We start from the raw sequence: 22,087 nt of genomic DNA on the forward strand, positions 1-22,087 counted from the left end.
CCGGGCTTGTCCCTAGCGTCGAACGATTGACCTCAAGAGCCTCAATGCTACCGACAGAGAAGCCATGTCGTCGGCCTCCAGCGCGTTGACCTCGTCGAACATGCTCTTCGCGCGGCCCAATTGCTCGGCATTGATGCCTTCCCAGGCCCGCAAACGGGCCTCGGCGTCGAGGTCGGCGTCGGTCGATTCGAGCACCGATGTCGTCATGTCCGCTACGGTCGAGTAGAGGTCGTCGCGCAGGGCTGCACGGGCAAGAGCCTGCCAGCGGTCATCGCGCGGGAGCGCGGTAATTCGCTCCAGCAATGAATCGACGTGGAAGCGGTCGAATACCGTGTAGTAGAGGTGGCTGACCTCTTCCACACGGGCGTCGCGGCTGTGCGTGATCTTGGCGATGTCCAGGAGCACGAAGCTCTCGAACAGCTCGGCCCAGCGATGGGCGAGCGTGTCGGGAAGTCCCCACGAGCGCGCCTTTTCGAGCCAGCCGGTAACGCGCTCTTTGTCGCTGCCGCGCAAGTAGTCGAGCACCCGGGCCCGCATCGGATCCATCATCGGCTTGAATTCCGCGACGATCTCCGAGATCGGCTTCGAGGCGTTGCCCTGGCTCAGCAACCAGCGAACGGCACGGTCCAGAAGCCTCCGGATGTCGAGGTGGACGGTGCTCCAGTGTTCCGTGGGGAACGAGGCAGGCAGGGCATTGAGCTCCCGCACCATCGACTCGAGTTCGTAGATCTCACGGAGGGCTACGAACGCCTTGGCGACGGCGACCTCGGTAGCCGAGGTCTCCTCCATGGTGCGGAAGGCGAAGGTGATCCCGCCCAGGTTGATCATATCGTTGGCCACCACGGTGGCGATGATTTCGCGGCGCAAGGGATGGGTGTCCAGTTCCGCGTCGAACCGCTCTCGGAGCTGCTTCGGGAAGTAGGAGCGGATCGTCTTACGGAACCAGGGGTCATCCGCCAGATCACTGTCCCGCAATGCCGAGCCCAATTCGATCTTGGCGTAGGCGGCGAGCACGGACAGTTCCGGGGACGTCAGGCCCTGGCCCTGTTCCAACCGTTCGCGAAGCGTCTCGGTGGTCGGCAGCGCTTCGAGGTCCCGTTTGAGGTCGGCGGACTTCTCGAGCCAGTCCATCAGGCGCTCGTAGCTCGGGCTCCATTCGGCGACGCGAGTGCGGTCGTTGAGCAAGAGGATGTTCTGATCGATATTGTCTTCGAGCACAAGGCGCCCGACCTCGTCGGTCATGTCGGCGAGGAACGAAGTGCGCTCGGAAGCATCCAGTTTTCCTGCGGCAACCATCCGGTCGACGAAGATCTTGATGTTGACTTCATGGTCGGAGCAATCGACGCCGGCAGAGTTGTCGATTGCGTCGGTGTTGAGGATGACACCCTGCAGAGCGGCCTCGATACGTCCGCGCTGCGTCATTCCGAGGTTGCCGCCTTCGCCCACGACCTTGACGCGGAGTTCGCGCCCATTCACGCGGATGACGTCGTTTGCCTTGTCTCCCACCTCGGCGTGGGACTCGGTGCTGGCCTTGATGTACGTTCCGATCCCGCCGTTGTAGAGGAGATCGGCCGGAGCGAGGAGGATTGCACGCAGAAGTTCAGGCGGACTCAGCTGAACCGTTCCGTCCGGCAGGCCAAGGGCACGGCGGACTTCCGGCGAGATCGGGATGACCTTGGCCTGGCGGGGGTAGACCCCGCCGCCTGCGCTGATGAGCGAGCGGTCGTAGTCGTCCCAGGAGGAGCGGGGAAGCTCGAAGAGACGCTGCCGCTCGCCGAAGGACGAAGCCGCATCCGGCGTCGGGTCCAGGAAGATGTGGCGGTGGTCGAAGGCGGCCAGCAGGCGGATGTGCTTGGAAAGCAGCATTCCGTTGCCGAACACGTCGCCGGACATGTCGCCGACGCCAACCACGGTGAATTCCTCGCTCTGGGTGTCAAGGTCCAGCTCGCTGAAGTGGCGCTTGACCGACTCCCATGCGCCGCGGGCCGTAATAGCCATGGCCTTGTGGTCGTACCCCACGGAACCACCGGAAGCGAATGCGTCCCCCAGCCAGAATCCATACTCGGCGGCCAGGCCGTTCGCGGTGTCCGAGAAGGTAGCGGTGCCCTTGTCAGCTGCCACCACCAGGTACGAATCGTCGTCATCCTGACGGACAACGTCCGACGGCGGCACAATCTTCTCGCCGTCGGCTGTGGTCACGAGGTTGTCGGTGAGGTCGAGCAGGCCGCGGATGAAGGTCTTGTAGCTTTCGATGCCCTCGGCCATCCATGCGGCACGGTCAAGTGCCGGATCCGGAAGTTGCTTCGCGAAGAATCCGCCCTTGGCACCGGTCGGCACAATCACGGCGTTCTTGACGGTCTGTGCCTTGACCAGCCCGAGGATCTCGGTCCGGAAGTCTTCACGGCGGTCCGACCACCGCAAACCGCCACGGGCCACCTTGCCGAAGCGCAAGTGCACGCCTTCAACGCGAGGCGAGTACACCCAGATCTCGTACTTTGGCCGCGGGAACGGCAGTCCGTCGATCGTGGTCGGATCCAGCTTGAAGCTGACGTACGACTTGCCTTGGAAGTAGTTCGTGCGCAGCGTCGACTCGATGAGGTTGACGAAAGTCCGCAGGACCCTGTCGGCGTCGAGCGTTGCCACCTGGTCAATTGCTTCGGCCAGTGCGGCGCGGGCGCCCTCCTGGCGGGCCGGACGCGCGGCGTCAGGCGACGACGGATCGAAGCGCGCCCCAAAGAGGTCAATAAGGCCGCGGGCAACCTCCGGGTTGGCGAGGAGGGTATCCGCTATGAACTCGAAGGAGTTGGTGTTCCCCATCTGGCGCATGTACTTCGCATAGGCGCGGAGCATGACAACCTGCCGCCAGTGGATACCTTCCCGGAGGACGAGCCGGTCGAAACTGTCGGACTCCACCGCACCGGTCACGGCGGCGCTGAAGGAGTCCGCCAAGAGCTGGCCGGTGGCCACGGGATCGACACCGGCGGGGTACTTCAGGCCAAGGTCGTAGAGGAAGAAGTCCCGGTGGTCGGCAGTCTCAATCTCGAAAGGCCGCTCATCGAGAACCTCAAGGCCAAGATTGTGGAAGTAGGGCAGGATCTGGCTCAGGCTCTTCGGTTCCAAAAGGTAGAGCTTGACGCGGGCATCCTCTTCGAGCAGTTCACCAGCGCCGTTGGGCAGGTAGACATGCACGCCGGGGACCGCCTGGACAGCGACGGCGTCGCGGTCGGTTGTGGCGGCATACTTCTCGAAACGCTCAATGTCCTTGAGGGCGTCTTCGACTTCGTAGTCGACCCGGTAGCCGGCGGGGAACGCATCTGCCCACAGGGCGGACAACCGCTCGGCATCCAAACCGCTGGTGTTCTCGCGGAGCACCTCCGCAATTCCTTCGGCCCAGGACCGCGAAGCCCGGACAAGCCGCTTTTCGAGTTCACCGGCGTCGACGTCGCGAAGCTCAGCCTCCCGCGGGAGCCGGATACGGAAGAACACCCTTGAGAGTGCGGACTCCGTGATCCGGGCCTCGTAGTCGATGCTCTCGGCTTCGAAAGTCTCGCGGAGTTCCTGTTCAATTCGCTGCCGGACGTTGGTGGTGTAGCGGTCACGGGGCAGGTAGACCAATGCCGACATGAATCGCCCATAGATGTCCGGGCGCAGGAAGAGCTTCGTACGACGCCGCTCCTGCAGACGCTGGATGCCCAAAGCCGTTGCTGCCAGGTCCTCGGTCTCTATCTGGAAGAGTTCGTCACGGGGGTAGGTCTCGAGGATACCGACAAGGTCTTTGCCAGAGTGTGAGTCCTGGGGGAAACCGGCCGAGCGAAGCACGGCGTCGACCTTTTCCCGAACGATCGGGATGTTCCTTACGGAACCGGTGTACGCGCTCGTTGCGAAGAGGCCGATGAAGCGGCGCTCACCGTTGACGTTGCCGGCAACATCGAAGCTTTTGACACCGATGTAGTCCAGGTACGCAGGGCGGTGAACGGTGGACCGCGAGTTGGCTTTGGTGATGACCAAGGCACGCTTCTCGCGCGCCTTCCGGCGTCCGGCATCGGTGAGGTGCTGGATTTGGTGCGGGTGGTCACCCGCCCTCAAGAGTCCCAAACCGCTTGCTTCACGCAACTCGAGTACGTCTTCACCGTTCTCGGTGATGAGGTCGTATTCCCGGTAACCAAGGAACGTGAAGTTGCCGTTGTCCAACCAACGCAGCAGGTCCTGCGCTTGCCTGAGTTCCGCGATGTCTTCCGGGTGGGCCACTTTGTCCAGGGACGATGCCAGCTCGAGCGCCTTCGTGCGCATTTTGGGCCAGTCCTCGACGGCGGCCCGGACGTCGTTCAGGACGCGGTGGATTCCGTCCACGAGTTCCTTCTGGAAGTCGTCGGCCACCCTGTCAACCTCGACGGCGATCCACGACTCCATGTGGGAGACATTGTCACCTTGGGCGATCAGATGGGCGATGTTCGGCATCGCCGCGGTGTCACCGCTCGAGATGCCGATGTTCGACGGCACCCGGGCAATGTCCGACAGGTCGCCGGTGAGGTGGTCACGCGAAACCACGAAGAGCGGGTGCATGACGAGCCGGATAGCGCAGTTCTGGCGAACGAGTTCGGCGTTCACCGAGTCCACGAGGAACGGCATGTCATCCGTGACGATGTACAGAATGCTGCGGTCACCCTCATTGGCGATCCTGACGTTGGCAGTGCCCGGCTTGCGGCTCTGCCCCGCTTCCCGGTGTGCCGCCGCCCTAGAGGTCAACTGCTCGGCAGCGTACCCGCGCGCGTCCTCCTCTGCGAGATGCTCGTAGTAGTCCCCGAAGAATCCCTCCCGGACTACTGCAGGTTTAGAACGATCCTCCACGCTGGATCCTGACGACATCGACAAACGCCTCCATCACATCTCAATTGCTGCGTCCTTGCAGCCCACATGGCGAGCCTAACGCTTTAGACGACGCCTTGCTCTGGAATAAATGACAGAGGATTTGCGATTTTGCTGGACAGGTGCACATACCATATTTGCGATGGCGAGCCGCAATGGAGATTCGGGCGCAGCCTCGAAGAGGACAGAGCCGGACAACAGGGCCACGTCGCAGGCTTCAGGATCGGATGGCAGGAACGCTTCGATGCCTTGATTGGGTCCGTACCGCTCCCATGCTTCACGGAGTTCACGTTCGGGTGAGCGGCCAGCGGATGCGGCCCGGACCTTGTTCAAAACCACTCGGGGAGCCGCGTGCGGGACAGCCTGTTCGAGCTCCGCGAGGCCACGCACGAGTCGCGGAACGCCAACGGCATCGGCCGCGCCGACGGCGTAAACGGTGTCCGCCAGTTCGATACTGCGGAGGGTCGCGGCATTGCGTCGAGGGGCCATGGTGTCGAAGCTGAGTTCTTCGTCCGCTTCAAGGCAGAAACCTGCGTCGACTACGACGACGTCCGCGATCTCCTTGGAGAGCTCAAGCACCGAAGAGAGCGCGGCGGCCCGGAGCTCCGTCCACCGGTCCGCGCGCGTAATGCCGGTAAGAACCCGGAAGCTGGTGGTTTTGGCGAAGACCGGCGCGGCGATCCGCTTGAGCGATTCGGTATCCAGCAATCCTTGGTCCGCCAGTCGACAAGACTGCGCCAGTCCGGCGGATTCGTCCAGCAAGCCCAGCGAAGCCGCGACGCTGGCCCCGTAGCTGTCTGCATCGAGGAGGATCACTGACTTGCCTTCCGCCGCCAACTCTGCAGCAATGTTGACCGCCACAAGAGTCCTGCCAGGCGCCCCGGTAGGCCCCCAGACCGCGATGATCCGGCCGGCCCCGGCCGGCACGTGTTCCGGTTCTTCCGGCGCATCGGTGGGACGGAGTTCTGCCGCAGTATCCGCAAACCCGGAATCCCGAGGCTCCGCGCGTCGTCTTCCTTGTCCGGGCAACTGGCCTACGGCATCGGAGATCCTCGACGCCAGCGTTGCCGAATCGACATCGAGCGACGCCGTCACGACGCCGATGCTGCGCAGGCGGCTCTCCTCTCCCGGATCGTCGCTCAGGGCGACGATGGAGACTCCGACAGCCGCCAGCCGGTCGACCAGCGACGCCGTCAATTCCCCAGCGCCTTCGGCGATGACTGCGGCGCGGGCGAGACCGCTTTGGCATGCGGCCAGGAGTTCGGCGAGTTCACCACACCGACGCACCACCGTCACCGGCCCGTGGAGCCGTTCGAGTCCGCCGACCAAATCTTCCCGGGATTGCCCGACTGTGACAACCGGGATACTCACTTGCCGGCACCGCCCGGATTCCACACCACGGCAATCTTCGCTTTGTTTGCCTGCGCACCAAGAAGGTTCGGCATCTGCTCATCGGTCACCAGGACCAGAACCACCTTCTCCTTGGACGCTCCAAGGGTGGAGGCACCCTCCGTGACCTGGGCGATCTCCGCCCCGGGCAACAGCAACTGCGGCGTGCCGAAACCGTTGCGCACATCGGGGTGGGCCACCCAGACGTCGACGCGGGATCCTGCCACAGCCTGGGAAGGCAGCGATTCCTGGATCGCGATCGCCACCGGCTTGCGGTCCAAGGAGTCGGCGGCGCCCAGGCTTTCCTGCGGGACGAGTTGGTTCTTGGCAATTCGCTGGATGGCAACTCTTCCCTCCGGCAGACCGCCAGCCAGAGTGACATAGCTGGACTCAACGTCGTCGAGCCGGACCTTGACAACCGCAAGATCGTCCTTGCTGACTTTCTGGCCCACGGCAATCGACTGGCGCGCCGCATAGACCTGAATGGTGCGGTCCGCGGTTCCAACGAGGGCGATGACGCCGGCCAGCGATGCCAAGACCAGGAGAATCCCCACCAAAAGCCGCGGATCCCTCCATGACGGTTTCCTGAGCCGCGCTGCAGCGGCCGCGGTAGTTACACCCATCCTGCTCCCCCGTTTGTCTTGTTAGTCGGCGTCGACCTTCAGTGGCCTTTATTCTGACCGCATCTGGGTCCCTTCCGAAAGCCACATGCCTCAAATTACGTCAACCTGTGGATAACCGCGGCAAGTGGATCGAACAGTGGCAAAATGGATGCATGCCCCGATTCCTCACCCTCGCTGATGTCGCCGAACAGCTTCAGATCAACTCGCCGCAGGCATACGCTCTGGTGCGAAGCGGTGAGCTCAAGGCCATCCAAGTGGGCGGCAGGGGCCAGTGGCGCGTCGAAGAAAAGATGCTGGAGCAGTACATCGAGGAACGCTACGCCGAGGCCAGCAGGATCATCCAAGAAGCCAAATCCAAGTCGTCCTGATCTCCGTCCAGCGCCCCAGGACAACGACGGCGGGGAGCCGGCCGGGCTAGAAGTCCTGGCCCCGCAATGAACGCAGCGCGGCAAGTGACTGGAACGGAATTGTTGCCACAGATACGACGTTCCCGGACCGGCGGACCTCGCCCGGCAACATAACCGCGAGATCAAAGTGGTCCTTGCCCACGCGATCAATGACGCCCCGCATCGTCCGCTCCTCCTGCGCCAACTCAAGCAGATGAACCGCCAGTTCCGCCCTGTCACGGGCCAGCATTCGCAGTGCGCTGGCCAGGCCAAGCCGCTGTGATGCCTTCGATTGGCCAGCCCGGACCTGCCGACCCAGGCCCTGATACGCCAAAGCCGCCGCGACGGGCACCAACCACTGGTGGCGACCTTCGTCCAAAACCACCGATTCGCTCCCGACATGACTAAGCGTCCCTGACACCTGCGTTCCGGATCGGAGCTTCACATCAATCTTCCGGCCGATCGCGCCACGCAGCCTGTCGGAGACGTCGATTCCGGCGATCTCCACACGTGCCCGCTCTGATATTTCCGATTCAAGTCCCAGCAATCGCTCAGAGGCCAACTGTGCCTCCATGTCTTCAAACAGAGCATCCCAACGCATTGCGTCAGCGTAAGCGGGCATCCCTCGACGGTCAATCTGTCTTCATCGACAAGCTAGTCCTAGACAAATGCCACTCGTTGTGACCAAAATAATTCAAACATCATTAAATAGCATCAAATCGCACATACTTGCATCAACTGGGTAAGGGGAACCCATGGAACAGACGAACAGGCCCGTTCGGAACGATGTTGCAATGGCGGTGACCATCCTGGTGCTCGCCCTTTTGCTCGCTGTCACTGGACTGATCTTGGTTGACCGATGGAACTCCGCGGCAGGACGACTCCAGACACCCATGTTCGAAGACCTCCTGGGATTTGTCGCAACTGCCTCCGGTCTGGGGATCGGTGCCTGGTGGATCGCCACGTTCATCCTGGCAATGGCCGCCGCGCTCCTCCAGCAAATGGGAAAGAACCGCTGCTCGAGCGCCACTGCCAAACTCAGCCCTGCGTTCATGCGCAGACTGGCCGTTGCAATTCTGGGCCTGAATCTCGCGGGAATCCCCGTGGCGAATGCGGCACCGGCACAGTTTGAACCAGCGTGGAGCCCAGCAAACGGCTCAAACTCGTCGAGCGGCATCTCTGCCCAATGGAAACCCTCCCCTAGTCCTTCTCCCCATCGCCCGGCCATTCCCTCGTTTGAGTCCGGCTCGTTGGAGATCAACCCGCATTGGCAACCCCGCGCACCTGCCACTGCGCCCGGGCTCCTGGGTAACGGGCCGCAGCGTGGCGCCGAACAGCCTGCTTCGCCAAATCAAGGCGAAGTGGTGGTGAAACAGGGCGATTCACTGTGGTCGATTGCCGCCCGGCAGCTGGGCCCCATGGCCAGCGACGTCGACATTGCCCACCACTGGCCGAGGTGGTACTCCACCAACCGGCATGTCATTGGAGACGACCCTGGGCTCCTCCTACCGGGTCAGGTCCTCCAACCACCGCCGAACCAGTGACCCAGCCCAACCACCACCAACCAGCGATCCGTAACCGAGGAAGTCCATGAGCGCATCACCAGCCGTCCGCAGCGTGCCGAATGAAGTCCTTCAGGCGGCTTCGCCACCCATTGCCTCCCGTTCGATCATGGCTTCCCCTCGTGCGAAAGCCCGAACGGACGGGCCGTCGGGCGGGGGGCCATCTCCTGCCCGCAAAGCGGCCCAGATCCGCAGTCTCGACGGCGAAATCCGCGCACTGGCCCGCAGCATCGCCCAAGCCGCGCTCGAGGTCCTTGCAGGCACCCGGCCGGCGCAACAGCTCTCACGGACCCTGGATCCCGGATGCCTCAGCGCCCTTCAACACCGTGCCGCATTGACGCGAGCCCATGCTGCCAACGCCCCGGGTGGGCAGTCGCGCCTTCACCGAAGTCCAATGGTCCGTTCCGTGCGTGTCTGCGCGGTGAACGACGGAGTGTACGAGGCCAGCTTGGTTGTCTCGGAAGAACTCCGCTCCCGCGCCGTAGCCATGAGGCTTGAAGGGATCAACGGCGCATGGCGGGTTACCGCCCTCGAAATCGGCTGACGGCCCGGTTCAAAGCACGCGAAAACGGAGAGGGACCAGAACGCGCGTTCTGGTCCCTCTCCGTTTTCGCTGCAGGCATCGGCTTATTGGAAACGTCCGGAGGCTGCGGGCGTCAGCTACATGCGTCAGGCAGTCGCAGTGTCAGCGGCGCTTCTTCCTGTTGGATCCGCGTTGCTTGTCATCAGCGGCAGCCTTGGCGGGGTTGCCTGAGCGGCCCGAGGCCCTCCCCTCGACGCGGGTCTGGCTCGCGCCGTCTTCACCAGGCGCCGTGTACTGCAGCTGAACAGGCTTTTCCGGGGCTTCGAGGCCGGCCGCGCGGATCTGCGGATCGTGATGTTCCACGTGACCGCCTTCAGGGCTGCCATCCACTACCACCACGTCTTCGGCGGGCGTTACTTCCACTTCCAGGTTGTAGAGGAAGCCCACGCTCTCTTCGCGGATGGCTTCCATCATGCTCTGGAACATCGTGAATCCTTCACGCTGGTACTCGACCAGGGGATCCCTTTGGGCCATCGCGCGCAGGCCAATGCCTTCTTTGAGGTAGTCCATCTCATAGAGGTGTTCCTGCCACTTGCGGCCAAGGACCGAGAGGACAACCCTGCGCTCAAGCTCGCGCATGTTCTCGGCGCCAATGGCTTCTTCCCGCTCCTTGTAAACGAGCTGGGCGTCCGAAAGGATCTCGTTTTTAAGGAATTCAACGGACACCCGCGCCTTCCCGCCGGCTTCGTCGATGACGTCCTGGGCCGTAACAGTTACCGGGTACAGGGTCTTGAGGTTGGTCCACAGCTGGTGGAAGTCCCAGTCATCGCCGGTTCCCTCTGCCGTCGCGGCATCGATCAAGGCATTGATGGTGTCTTCCAGGAAGAACTGGACCTTTTCGTGCAGGTCGTCGCCTTCAAGGATCCTCCGGCGGTCGCCATAGATGGCTTCACGCTGGCGGTTCAGGACGTCGTCGTACTTGAGGACGTTCTTGCGCTGCTCGGCGTTCCGCCCTTCAACCTGGCCCTGGGCCGAAGCGATCGCGCGGGACACGAGCTTGGATTCGAGTGCAACATCGTCCGGTACCGAGCTGTTCATGAGGCGCTCGGCAGCGCCGGAGTTGAAGAGCCTCATGAGGTCATCGGTCAGCGAGAGGTAGAAGCGGGACTCCCCCGGGTCGCCCTGGCGGCCCGAGCGGCCACGCAGCTGGTTGTCGATTCGACGGGATTCGTGGCGTTCCGTGCCCAGCACATACAACCCGCCAAGTTCAAGCACTTCCTCATGCTCGTCCTTGACTGCCTGCTTGGCCGCTTCGAGCGCTTCGGGCCATGCGGCCTCGTACTCCTCGGAGTTTTCCTCAGGGTCCAGGCCCCGCTTTGCCAGTTCGGCGATGGCCGTGAACTCGGCGTTTCCGCCCAGCATGATGTCAGTACCGCGGCCAGCCATGTTGGTGGCGACCGTGACGGCGCCCTTGCGTCCCGCTTGCGCGACAATCGCGGCCTCGCGTGCGTGGTTCTTTGCGTTCAGGACCTCGTGCCGGATGCCCTCTTTGGCCAGCAGCTTGGCAAGGTATTCGCTCTTCTCAACGCTGGTAGTGCCGACGAGCACGGGTTGGCCCTTCTCGTGCCGTTCCGCGATGTCCTTCACGACGGCTTCGAACTTCACGATTTCGTTCTTGTACACGAGGTCCGACTGGTCGATGCGCTGCATGTCCCGGTTGGTGGGAATGGGTACCACGCCAAGCTTGTAGGTGCTCATGAACTCGGCGGCTTCGGTTTCAGCCGTGCCGGTCATGCCCGAGAGCTTGGAGTACATGCGGAAGTAGTTCTGCAAGGTCACAGTGGCGAGAGTCTGGTTCTCAGCCTTGATCTCGACGTTTTCCTTGGCCTCGATCGCCTGGTGCATGCCTTCGTTGTAACGCCGTCCGGCGAGGATACGGCCGGTGTGTTCGTCAACAATGAGGACTTCGCCGTCGAGGATGACGTAGTCCTTGTCCCGCTTAAAGAGCTCTTTGGCTTTGATGGCGTTGTTCAGGAAGCCGATAAGCGGGGTGTTGGCGGATTCGTACAGGTTCTGGATGCCGAGGTAGTCTTCGACCTTCTCGATGCCGGCTTCGAGAACACCGACCGTCCGCTTCTTTTCGTCGACCTCGTAGTCGACTTCAGCCTGGAGGCGCTGCACGACCTTGGCGAATTCGCTGTACCAGCGGTTGGTGTCACCCTGGGCAGGACCGGAAATAATGAGCGGAGTACGGGCTTCGTCGATGAGGATGGAGTCCACTTCGTCGACAATCGCGTAGTTGTGGCCGCGCTGCACAAGCTCGGATTTGTCCCACGCCATGTTGTCGCGCAAGTAGTCGAAGCCGAATTCGTTGTTGGTGCCGTAGGTGATGTCTGCCGCGTACATCTGACGGCGCACTTCGGGATCCTGGTTCGACAGGATGCAACCGCTGCTGAGGCCAAGGAAGCGATAGACACGGCCCATGAGTTCGGACTGGTATTCGGCGAGGTAGTCGTTGACTGTAACGACGTGCACGCCCTTGCCTGTCAGGGCATTGAGGAAGGCCGGAGCGGTGGCCACAAGGGTCTTTCCTTCACCGGTCTTCATTTCGGCGATATTGCCCAGGTGGAGGGCGGCCCCACCCATGAGCTGGACATCGAAGTGGCGCATCCCCAAGGTGCGGGAGGAAGCTTCACGCACCGCTGCGAAAGCCTCCGGCAAGAGATCGTCCAGCTTCTCGCCGTCCTCGTGGCGGGCGCGCAGCCTGTCCGTCTCCTCGCGCAATTCGGCATCGGAGAAGGTCTTGAAGGAGTCTTCGAGGGCGTTGATGGAATCGGCGTAGGTCCGCAGTTGCCTCAGGGTTTTTTTGTCACCCGTGCGGAGAAGTTTTTCGATAAGTGATGCCACGTAAAGTTGCTCCCAGTCTCAAGCTGCCGAATTCTGGCGGTTTCAGTCTACGGGAGAGACCAACGCCACGCGGCCCCGTTTCCCTGAGAGCGGAGCGCAAGGCGCCCGCAGGCCACCGCCGGAGACCCATGACCTCAGCCGCGGGCCACTGCCGAGGCAAGCGGCGACGAGAGATCGCCCATCGGTGACACGACGACGTCGTCGAGCCCCAACCACTGCGCCATAAGCCGCAGCTCGGCGGCAAGCTCGACGGCGGTGTCCGCCGGAGCGTCCGGCTCGCCGTGGGCGGCACGCACCAGAAGCTGCTTGGCTGCGCGGTCGGCCTTGAGGTCTACGCGCGCGACCACTGCGTCCCGAAGGAGGAAGGGCAGCACGTAATACCCGAACTTGCGTTTCTCCGCAGGCGTGTAGATCTCGATCCGGTAATGGAAGCCGAACAACTCCTCGAGCCTTCTACGCTCAAAGACCAGTGAATCAAACGGGCTGAGCAAGGCACGGCCCGTGGCGGCCCTGGGAAGACGGGCCTCCGCGTGCCGGTACAAGGCCCGGTCCCAACCACGCACCGTGACGGGCTCCAGGCGGCCGGCGGCAACGAGCCTGTCGATCGATGCTGCAGCTGCCTTCACCGGAGTCCGGAAGTAATCGGCGAAGCAGCGGATTGATCCGATTCCATGGGCCTGGGCTGCCGCGTCGATCAGTCGGTCCATTGCCGCCGTCGACAGCTCGGAGCCGCCGTCCGGGAGGGCTCCTGCTCGGGGGATGACCGCAGGCAATCCCGGTGGCAGGACCCGCGATGTCAGCGTGTACCGGCGTTCGAACTGCTCCGTCCTCGACGCGGCCGTCACGAGCCCCTCTTCAAACAAGTGCTCCAAAACCCTCTTGACCAGGTTCCAGTTCCACCCCCAGTTATCGTGCTGCCGGTCTTCCTGGTGCCCTAGGTGGGCCGTCAATTGTGCGGCAGTCATGGGGCGCCCGGTCGCGAGCGTATCGAGGATCCGGTTGGCCATGTCCTCCCGGAGTCCATGTTCCAAGTGGGCTGCGCCCACCCATGCGCGGTTTTGCCAGAGCAGCAGATCCTGGAAGTGTTCCGGGCGGATGAAGCTCGCCTCGTGCGCCCAGTATTCCATCATGCGCCGCGGACTTCGCCCGGCCATCGCATGAAGGATGCTCCGGTCGTAGTTGCCAAGCCTTGAGAAGAAAGGAAGGTAGTGGCTGCGCGAGAGGACATTGACGGAGTCGATCTGCACCACGTGGAGGCGGGCAAAGGTGCGGCCCACCGCCCGCGAAGTCACGGGGCCGGTGGGCCGTTCCTTGTCCAGTCCTTGGGCTGCCAATGCAATCCGCCGTGCCTGCAACAGGCTCAGCGAAGCGGCCATGCCAGTCCTTTCATGGGAATTACGAATGCAAGCTAGGCTGTGGCGGCTTGGTCATTCGAACGGTAAGCGTGGATCTTTTCCTCCACGGGTTCGTCTCCTGGTTCGCATGTGGAGTCCAGAGTGATTACTCCATATGTCCAGCCACGGCGGCGGTAGACGACCGACGGCGTGTTGGTTTCCTTGTCCACGAACAGGTAGAAATTGTGGCCCACCAATTCCATGTTGTCCACCGCGTCATCAAGGGTGAGCGAAGCGGCGGGGAAAACCTTGCGACGAATCAGGACCGGGGAATCACCGGCCGGAATGTCGTTGTCGACGTCGTAGGGCGAGGTCTCCACCGGTGGCGTCGTTGGCTCCTGGTGGTTGCTTGCCTCTACGTAAATGGGTTCGCTCGCGCTGGCCGGCTCGAGCGTCGCAGTAGCCTCACGAACGGCTTTGGGGGTGTGGCGGCCGTGGTGGACCTTCTTGCGGTCCTTGGCCCTGCGGAGCCTCTCCAGCAGCTTGCTATAGGCGAGATCAAAGGCGGCAAACTTGTCAGCGGCGCTCGCTTCGGCCCGGATCACAGGGCCCCGGCCCAGAACTGTCACTTCGACCGTGAGCTGGCCCGGTGTCTGGCGCGGGTTGGTTTCCTTTGAGACCTTCGCGTCGACCCTCTGGACCTTGTCCCCAAGCGATTCAATCTTTGATATCTTCTCGCCGGCATACTCGCGGAAGCGATCCGAAACGGTCAGATTACGGCCGCTGATCATGAACTCCATGGTGCCCTCCAAACAACTCAGGTGACACGATAAGGGCGCTTCTAGGGGCTGATCTGACGGACAGTCGAGCCCCTTTCCGAGCCGCTATCGACAGGTACATCTGTTCTTGGTACCCATAACCGACGTTAGTTCATCGCCACTGGTAATTCATCCTTTCGTCACTTATTTTTTGTTTGAGTCGGCGCGGGCTGGGTGTCCAGCCCGTCCGCAGGTTGGTCGCTGCCGGCCGGCGGCCGGGTGGCGGCAAGGACCACCGCTCCACACACCACGCCTCCCGCCGACGACACGGCCCGGGCGGCTTCGGCGAGGGTCGCACCCGTAGTGAGGACGTCGTCGACGATGACGCATGCCCTGCCCTCCAATGACCTTTTGCGGGACAGGCGAACGGTCATGGAACCACGGACACGGCGCGCACGCTCTCCGCGGCCCAAGCCCTTTTGCCCGCTTCCCGGTCCGGGCGCCTTCTTCAAGGCATCCGTCATGTGCAGACCCGGCAAAGCGCCACGTTGTCCCAAGCGGCCAAGCAAGAGATGGACCGGACTGAATCCGCGGCGCCGGAAAGCCGCGTTACTGCTGGGAACAGGTATAAGGCAGACGCCTGCCGCGTCTCCAACGGCAGACCGGATGGCCTTGCCCAGTGCAGGCGCGAGCACGGAGGCGAGCCGTCCCTGGCCCAGATGCTTGAAAGAAAGCAGGGCTTGGGCCAGTTCGTCCCGGTAGTGTCCGCCCGCGACGACGGGCAGGATCACGGCCCCTTCCGCCGTGAGCAAAGCCGGTGCCTGTCCTTCGGCGCGAAACGGACGGGCGCATAGCAGCCGCAGGCGCCGTGCACAGGTGCCGCAGAGGGCCGAATCTTCGAAACCGCAGCACACACATTCGACAGGGGCCAGAACAGCCAGCAGCTCGACGAAGGCCTCACCGACGCCCTGCGCGAGCCTCGCCAATCGTGCAGGATGGACTCCCCGATGGCGTGCGTCGTCACTCGGGACCACAGTGCGGTCAGGGTCACGCACCCGGCAACGGCCCACAGTACCCATGCCCCAAGCATCCGGCTCCTCGACGGCTGACAACACTCCCCAACCGCGCTATGTGGAGAACAAGTGGCGACGTTGTCGGAACGTGGGCCCACGCCGCCCGGGTTCCCTGGCCGAGCGAAGCGAGGTTAGGGAGGCGGCGGGGACTAGCCCGGGAAGGAGGGGTCTACCGGACCCTTGAGTTGCAATTCCCACCCATTGCCGACCCGTTGGAAGACGCCTGCGCCCGACTGTCCAAAAATCTGCTCGGGTCCGTTGCCCGCGCTGATAGTCGTCAGGTTCGGCCATGCCGGCAACAACTGCGGCTGGCTCGATGTCAAGGACAACAGCTCGGGAACCACGTTCTCCGTTGACGAAGCTTTCATCACCGCGACCGTCGTGGAATTGACCCAGACCCCTTGATCAACAGGGGCGGAAGAGAACAAGGTTATGGGTGCAGTCAGGTCTTTGGGGGTGCCGTCAGGATTGCGGACAATTCCGGTCACCTGCACCGATGATTTCCCGTTCATCTCGGAGATCACCAGTGCGCGCGTCCCTTCGCGGGATATCCGGAAGTCCCTCACGACGCGCCCTGCCAACCAGGCCGGCGCCATCGTCACCGTGGGGACGGGCTGTCCAAGAGGAACGTTGGACGGTTTGAACGCCACCACCTCGGTGGCCCCGTTGGCTCCTGGACCTGCCGTCCAGACCCAGTCCTGCGGGCTGAAGGACGGATGGCTCAGGGTTGTCCTGGTTGTCAGTTGACGGGCGGGTAGGCCGGGAATCATCGAATACAGGCTGGTTCCGGCACTGTTGAGGAAGGCCACGGCCTGGGACGTCGGGGACTCGGCGGGAGCGCTAGGGTTCAGTCCGGCCACCGGCTGCATGTCCGGGAGGGCCGAGACCCTGTTGTTCTCGTAGCGGACGAGTTCGTTGTTACTGACGGCGATTTGGCGCGCGGGAGCATTCTTCTCAAGCACGGGCGGCAGGACCGAGCCGTTGTCCTCCACGCGGACCAGATCCTGGTCGGCACGCAACTGAACATTGACCACGTCCGGCTGGCTACGGAAAGTCAGGGTCAGCTGGTTTTGCATCCGCTGCCGGTCCTCGGCAGACGCATCCACGAGTTCCTTGGCGGAAAGGTCCACTTGGGCGGCTCCCGACACCACCGGGACCGACTCCCTGGCCAGCTTCATGCCGGAGGGAAAGGCACTGACAACCGCACCCTGGAGGTAGGGCGCAGGACCGTCGAGCAAGGCGCTGGTCATTGCCTTGACGGTGTTCTTCTTGATGAACCACCGGACGTCCGGAACCGCATAGGTGAAGGTCGGGTCGTAGAAATAGATGGGCTGGGCCGCGTAGATGACTTTGAACGTCTCTTCGGGTATCGCGGTGCCGTCGGGGACCGCCGAGATCCGCCATTCGCCGTCGACCTGTTCCAGGGTCACCGGAATTGTCTCGGTGGTTCCTTCGGGGAACTGCGTCGCAACGCCGTCGGCGTCGACCGCGTAGGCGAGGTCCAGCTGGTACTTGAATTCGTTTTCCACACCGGTCTTGACGACGGTCGCCTTCCGGAAAACGAGCGTGCGCTTGTCGGACTTCCAGCTGACGGACAGCGCCTGCGTGAGGTACTGCCTGGCCACGGCGTAGTCGCCTTCGTAACCGCTGCCTGCACCATAGAAGTCTTCGATGATGGACTCCGGAGTGGCACCGGGGTGGGGCGGCGGCGGGAAGAAAACAGGAGCGTTCGGGTTGCCCGCGCTTTCGTCCTTGCTCTTTCCCACCGGACCAGACCGTGGGATCTGGGCGCAGGAACTAAGGACCACCATGAGGACAGCAAGAACGGCGATCACGGCCCTTAACACGTACGGGCGTCGGGAGAGGTACGGGCGTCGGGAACTCAAGGTGCCGTTCCCCCTTCGGCTTGGTCGTCGTCGTCGTGTCCTGCCGGAGGCAGTACGGCGGGCAGTTCGGCGGGCAGTACGGGAGGCAGTAGTGGCGGCGCCGGCGTGTCTTCCAGCCCCGGGTCCGCGGCGGAACCGCGCTCGAGTGGCGGATCGCCGGCATCCAATACGAGCATCTGGCGCTCAGGAGCGGCGCCCGGCAAATGGATGTCTGCCGGTTCAAGCTGCAACGGTGATTTCACGATGGTGCCACCCCTCTTGAGAGGCAGCGTCAGCCGGAAGTTGGAACCGGATCCCTTGCGCCCCCAAGCTTGCAACCAACCGTTGTGGAGCTTGGTGTCCTCTGCGGCGATGGAGAGTCCCAGTCCGCTGCCACCCGTGGTCCGCGCACGCGCGGGATCGGCGCGCCAGAAACGATCAAAGACCCGCGCGGCTTCTGCCGGGGTCATCCCTATGCCGAAGTCACGCACAGAGATGGCGACTGCCTCTTGGTTGGCGGCAACGGAAACGTGGACCGGTTTCCCCTCGCCGTGTTCGACGGCGTTGAGCAGCAGGTTCCGCAGGATGCGATCGATCCTGCGGGCGTCCATCTCCACGATGATCCGCTTGTGGCGCGAGGTAAGGCGAACTTCGGAGCCATATTCGGCGGCAACGGGAGAGGCACCGTCGATGACATGGGAAACGACTTGGAAGATGTCCGTCGGCTCGGAGTCCAACACGGCGGCCCCTGCGTCGAAGCGGGAAATCTCCAGCAGATCCGAAAGCAGCGACTGGAAGCGCTCCACCTGGTTGTAAAGCAGCTCGGCGGAACGCTTGTTGATGGGGTCGAATTCATCGCGGGCATCGAACAACACTTCGGCTGCCATCCGAACGGTCGTGAGCGGTGTCCGCAGTTCATGGGACACATCGGAAACGAACCGCTGCTGCATCTGGGACAACGTGGCCAGCTGCGTAATCTGCTCCTGCAGGCTCGCGGCCATGTGGTTGAAGGAGGCGCCCAGCCTGGCCACCTCGTCTTCGCCCTTGACCACCATCCGCTCCTGCAACTGGCCTGCGGCCAGCTTCTCGGAGACGACCGCGGCATGGCTCACCGGACTCACGACGTTCCTGGTCACGTACCAGGCAATACCGCCGATCATGAGGATGAGTGCGGCTCCGCCCGCCCACAGCACGTTCTGGATTTCGTCCAGGGTTTGTTGGGCGGTATCCAGGTCGTAGAGGAGATAGAGCTCGTAGACCGTGCCATTGAAGGTGACTTTGTTCCCGACCGCGATCCCGGGGTGGTCCTGGTTGCCGACGGGGAACTCGGTGGAAGCCCAGTACTGGTCCTTGCCCGATTCCTGCACAGACTTGCGAAGGGCCGGAGGAATGACGCGGACCGTCAACTGATCCGAGGCCCGCGATTCCACCCAGCGGTTGCGCGGTTTGGTTTGTTCGGGCATCGCTTCGAAGACGTATCGCCGCTGGATGACCGAGCCGTTGCCCTCCACCGCTTTGAGCGTGTCATAGACAAGTGTGATGACGCTTGATTGGTCGTTGGCCTGTGACCCGTCAAAGGTGTCCTGGACTTGCTTGACGTAGTAGCGGCTTTCGGACTCGGCTTGCTTCAAACGCTCCTGGAAAAGGTTGTTCGCTATTTGGTTCGAGAGATATGCGCCGACCACCGCAAACGACACCATCGACAGCACGATTGTCACCGCGACGGTCCTGAATTCGAGGGAGCGGCGCCAACGGCGCAGCAAGGCGCGCCACAAGTACCGGATCCCTGGCCGGATGTGGCGAAGTCCGGTCACCACGAGGCGGGAGACACGCAGTGCCAGGATCAGGGCGCGGCGCGTCCAAATGCGTGTGCGCTCCAGGATCCACGGGAGATTCAATGCCCGGGCGTCCGTGTGTTCCGGGACAGGATGTCCTGAAACGGGGTGTTTGACCTTGGCCTCCGGGGCCTCCTGGTCGGTGCCGGGCTCGCCGGTGGAAGACTCAGGCGCCTGCTTTATATCCGACACCACGAACCGTCAATACAACTTCGGGAGCTTCCGGGTCACGCTCGATCTTGGACCGCAGGCGCTGGACATGGACGTTGACCAGCCGGGTGTCGGCAGCGTGGCGGTAGCCCCACACCTGCTCAAGGAGCAGTTCGCGGGTGAAGACCTGCCAGGGCTTGCGCGCCAGCGCGACCAACAGATCGAATTCCAGGGGTGTCAGCGAAATCCGCTCGCCGCCGCGCGTCACCAAGTGGCCCGCGACGTCGATGGTGACGTCGGCAATCCGCAGGGTCTCGGGCGCTTTCTGGTCGCCCGGACGCAACCGGGCGCGGACCCGGGCCACGAGCTCGGCTGGCTTGAAAGGCTTGGGCACGTAGTCGTCAGCACCGGATTCAAGGCCGCGGACGACGTCGGAGGTGTCCGATTTGGCGGTGAGCATGACGATGGGAACGTCCGACTCCCCGCGGATCTGGCGGCACACTTCGATGCCGTCCGATCCGGGCAGCATCAGGTCAAGCAGTACCAGATCCGGTTTGGAGGAACGAAACACCTCCAGCGCTTGTCCGCCGTCCGCGCAAAAAACCGGGTCGAAGCCGTCGTTCCGCAGCACGATGCCGATCATTTCGGCCAGCGCTTCGTCGTCGTCTACTACCAGGATGCGTGCCTTCATAGTTATATATTCCCTTATGACCAAGCCTTTGTCCCGTTGAGCCCGATCACGGCATGGCGCGCTGCAGCCCGCAAGCAAATGGGCTATGAGGCGCGACGGCGGAACTATAGGCTGGTGCGAACGGCCCCTTTCGGGGTCCGTGCATTGCCGCGGACGCATCTTTTGGGGAGGAAAACGTGTCACAACCCGATCCGGGTTACCGGCCTGAACAGGGACCGCGGCCACCGTGGGGCGCCCAGCCACAATGGGGCGCGCCGCAACCGGGCGCCCAGCCACAATGGGGCACCCCACCGCAATGGGGCGTGCCGCAGTATCCGGGGCAATCGTGGGGCCCGCCGGTCGATCCGCGCTGGCCGGCAGGCGGTCCGCCGCCGTACGGCCAGCCCCGCTATGTGGCTCCCCCGAAACCCGGAATCGTGCCCCTCCGGCCGCTCTTCTTCGGTGAAATCATGGACGGTGCATTCCAGACCGTCCGCCGGAACGCCAAAACCATGTTCGGCTCCGCCCTCATTGTCCAGGCCGTTGCCGGCGCATTGAACGAGGTGGCCGCGCTGGGCATGCTCGGGATGGTCGAACCTCCCGTAGGAGGATTCACGAGCCAGGACGAGGCGATGCGGTATCTTGGCCCGGCCGTTGGCGCCACTGCAGGGATCATGGGAATTTCCTTGCTCACTATGGTGCTCACAGCCGTCCTTCAAGGGGTCATGGCCATTCCCGTCGCCAGATCCGCGTTGAACCGGCCCACGGGGTTCAAGCAAATGTGGTCCTTGGCCCGCTCGCGTATCTGGCCCTTGGTAGGACTTGCCGCCCTCCTCCTTGCTGGATCATTGTTGTTCTTCCTGGTCCTGTTCTTGCTGGCCGTCCTCGTCCTGGCCGGATTGGGTCCGGCCGGGGTGCTCTTGCTTTTCCCGTTGGTCTTCGGCGCGGCCGTCGTATTTTTCTGGATCTATACGAAACTGTTGGTGGCCCCGGCCGCCATCACCGTAGAAGAACTCGGCGTCTTCGCCGGTCTTCGGCGCTCGTGGACGCTGACGCGCCGGAATTGGTGGCGGATCTTCGGAATCACGCTGCTGGTGGCCTTCATGGTATTTATCATCGGGTCGGTCATCCAGATTCCCCTGGGCTTGGCTTCCGGTGGAATAAACTCCGTGTTCGCCCCCCATGCCGGCGCCGCACAAGTGACCACGACGGCGATTGTCCTCGCCGTGGCCTCGCTGGTCGTAGGGGTCCTCGTAAGCGCAGTTGGCTTCGCTTTCCAAACCTCCGTAGCAGCCCTGATCTACATGGACCTGAGGATGCGACGCGACGGGCTGGACGTGGAGCTCCTGCGGCTTCTGGAGACCGGGGAAGATCCCGACGGCGTTCCCGGCCGGCGCAGGGCACGTCAAGTCGGTGCGCATCCATGGCCGCCGAACACCGCCCAGGGTTCTCCACAAGGATGATCCCGGTCTCCGCGTCCCTTGCTCTTCTTCTCCCTGCCATCGAGCCTCCCGTTGATCCGGACCGCGGCGAGGCCCAGCGGTGGGCGACCGAAGAACTGTCCAAGCAGCAGTACGCATCGGCCAAGCCAAGTTGGATCGGCGAGGTATGGAATCAGTTCGTCGACTGGCTCCGTTCCTTGAACGGCGATTCCATGGGTGGGGCAAATATCGGCGTGCCGCTGATCGGCGTCCTGGCCGTGGTCCTCATTGTGGTTGCCGTGATGGTCGTCAGGCCGAGGCTCAACGCGCGGAAGAAGGCGTCGGCGAAGGTTTTCGACGGCGAGCCGACGGTTGATGCCGATACGTTCCGCGCCCGCGCATCTGCAGCGGCAAGCCGTGAAGACTGGCAAACGGCCGTCGTCGAACAGTTCCGCGCCGTGGTTCGCTCTGCGGAGGACCGGGCAGTCATTGACGTCCAGGCTGGCCGGACCGCGGACGAGGCGGCTGCCCAATTGGGTCGCGCGTTCGGGGACGCCAGTTCGCGGCTTGAGGAAGCCGCCAGGATTTTCGATGGCGTGAAATACGGAAAGGCGACCGCCACCGCTTCCGACCATGCAGCCGTCCTCTCACTGGACACCGGACTATCGGCCATGAAACCTGATTTCGCCGGGCAGTCCGCCAACGGTTTGGCGGTGCCGCGATGA

At 63.1% G+C, this 22,087-nt stretch carries 16 protein-coding genes; 5 read left to right on the top strand and 11 right to left on the bottom strand.

Features of this window, described 5'->3' with window-relative positions:
* Window positions 1-12: 12 nt before the first annotated feature.
* From AB4068_RS01080 to AB4068_RS01090, 3 genes are read right to left on the bottom strand one after another with little or no spacing between them, the layout of a single operon-like run.
* Window positions 13-4,866, bottom strand: a complete 4,854-nt coding sequence (locus tag AB4068_RS01080) for an NAD-glutamate dehydrogenase (RefSeq protein ID WP_441432481.1) — start codon at window positions 4,864-4,866, stop codon at window positions 13-15.
* Window positions 4,867-4,923: 57 nt separating this feature from the next.
* On the bottom strand, window positions 4,924-6,237 hold the full coding sequence (locus tag AB4068_RS01085; RefSeq protein ID WP_441432482.1) for an AAA family ATPase: 1,314 nt from the start codon (window positions 6,235-6,237) through the stop codon (window positions 4,924-4,926).
* A complete protein-coding gene (locus AB4068_RS01090) occupies window positions 6,234-6,878 on the bottom strand; it encodes an SAF domain-containing protein (protein ID WP_441432483.1) in 645 nt (214 codons plus the stop codon). Before AB4068_RS01090 ends, AB4068_RS01085 begins: the two co-directional genes overlap by 4 nt.
* Window positions 6,879-7,030: 152 nt before the next feature.
* Between AB4068_RS01090 and AB4068_RS01095 the strand changes: the two genes are divergently transcribed.
* Window positions 7,031-7,246: a helix-turn-helix domain-containing protein gene (locus AB4068_RS01095; protein ID WP_059387549.1), complete on the top strand. Its 216-nt coding sequence runs from the start codon at window positions 7,031-7,033 to the stop codon at window positions 7,244-7,246.
* Window positions 7,247-7,292: 46 nt separating this feature from the next.
* On the opposite strand, the gene AB4068_RS01100 is transcribed toward AB4068_RS01095, so the two are convergent.
* Entirely contained in the window at window positions 7,293-7,865 is a 573-nt protein-coding gene (locus tag AB4068_RS01100) for a hypothetical protein (protein ID WP_059387548.1), read from the bottom strand.
* A gap of 154 nt (window positions 7,866-8,019) precedes the next feature.
* Here AB4068_RS01100 and AB4068_RS01105 point away from each other — a divergent pair, with 154 nt between their 5' ends.
* Window positions 8,020-8,808 carry a LysM peptidoglycan-binding domain-containing protein gene (locus AB4068_RS01105; RefSeq protein ID WP_441432484.1) on the top strand — a complete coding sequence of 263 codons (789 nt, stop codon included), beginning with the start codon at window positions 8,020-8,022 and terminating at the stop codon, window positions 8,806-8,808.
* A gap of 46 nt (window positions 8,809-8,854) precedes the next feature.
* Window positions 8,855-9,370: an Rv3235 family protein gene (locus tag AB4068_RS01110; protein WP_307053561.1), complete on the top strand. Its 516-nt coding sequence runs from the start codon at window positions 8,855-8,857 to the stop codon at window positions 9,368-9,370.
* A gap of 141 nt (window positions 9,371-9,511) precedes the next feature.
* Here the strand turns inward: AB4068_RS01110 and secA are convergent, their stop codons facing one another.
* From secA to mtrA, 7 genes are all read right to left on the bottom strand, one after another.
* Window positions 9,512-12,256, bottom strand: a complete 2,745-nt coding sequence (gene secA / locus AB4068_RS01115) for a preprotein translocase subunit SecA (protein WP_441432485.1) — start codon at window positions 12,254-12,256, stop codon at window positions 9,512-9,514.
* Between the two features lie 134 nt (window positions 12,257-12,390).
* A complete protein-coding gene (locus AB4068_RS01120; RefSeq protein ID WP_306961046.1) occupies window positions 12,391-13,632 on the bottom strand; it encodes a winged helix-turn-helix domain-containing protein in 1,242 nt (413 codons plus the stop codon).
* A 32-nt stretch (window positions 13,633-13,664) separates the two neighbouring features.
* Window positions 13,665-14,390, bottom strand: coding sequence for a ribosome hibernation-promoting factor, HPF/YfiA family (gene hpf / locus AB4068_RS01125; protein ID WP_234748144.1), 726 nt, complete (start codon window positions 14,388-14,390; stop codon window positions 13,665-13,667).
* A gap of 158 nt (window positions 14,391-14,548) precedes the next feature.
* Complete coding sequence (locus AB4068_RS01130; protein ID WP_306961049.1) at window positions 14,549-15,427, bottom strand: ComF family protein; 879 nt, start codon at window positions 15,425-15,427, stop codon at window positions 14,549-14,551.
* Window positions 15,428-15,570: 143 nt separating this feature from the next.
* Window positions 15,571-17,307: an LpqB family beta-propeller domain-containing protein gene (locus AB4068_RS01135; protein WP_370872694.1), complete on the bottom strand. Its 1,737-nt coding sequence runs from the start codon at window positions 17,305-17,307 to the stop codon at window positions 15,571-15,573.
* Entirely contained in the window at window positions 17,304-19,316 is a 2,013-nt protein-coding gene (gene mtrB, locus AB4068_RS01140; RefSeq protein WP_441432486.1) for an MtrAB system histidine kinase MtrB, read from the bottom strand. The genes AB4068_RS01135 and mtrB overlap by 4 nt, the downstream gene beginning before the upstream one ends.
* A complete protein-coding gene (gene mtrA / locus AB4068_RS01145; protein ID WP_059387541.1) occupies window positions 19,288-19,962 on the bottom strand; it encodes an MtrAB system response regulator MtrA in 675 nt (224 codons plus the stop codon). Before mtrA ends, mtrB begins: the two co-directional genes overlap by 29 nt.
* Before the next feature lie 176 nt (window positions 19,963-20,138).
* On the opposite strand from mtrA, the gene AB4068_RS01150 reads away from it, so the two are divergent.
* The gene (locus tag AB4068_RS01150) at window positions 20,139-21,404 is read left to right on the top strand and encodes a hypothetical protein (protein ID WP_441432487.1); all 1,266 of its coding nucleotides are present in this window, start codon (window positions 20,139-20,141) and stop codon (window positions 21,402-21,404) included.
* Window positions 21,401-22,087 carry a DUF4129 domain-containing protein gene (locus AB4068_RS01155; RefSeq protein WP_441432488.1) on the top strand — a complete coding sequence of 229 codons (687 nt, stop codon included), beginning with the start codon at window positions 21,401-21,403 and terminating at the stop codon, window positions 22,085-22,087. Before AB4068_RS01150 ends, AB4068_RS01155 begins: the two co-directional genes overlap by 4 nt.

This window comes from Arthrobacter sp. 2RAF22 (assembly GCF_052115325.1).
Lineage (GTDB): Bacteria > Actinomycetota > Actinomycetes > Actinomycetales > Micrococcaceae > Arthrobacter.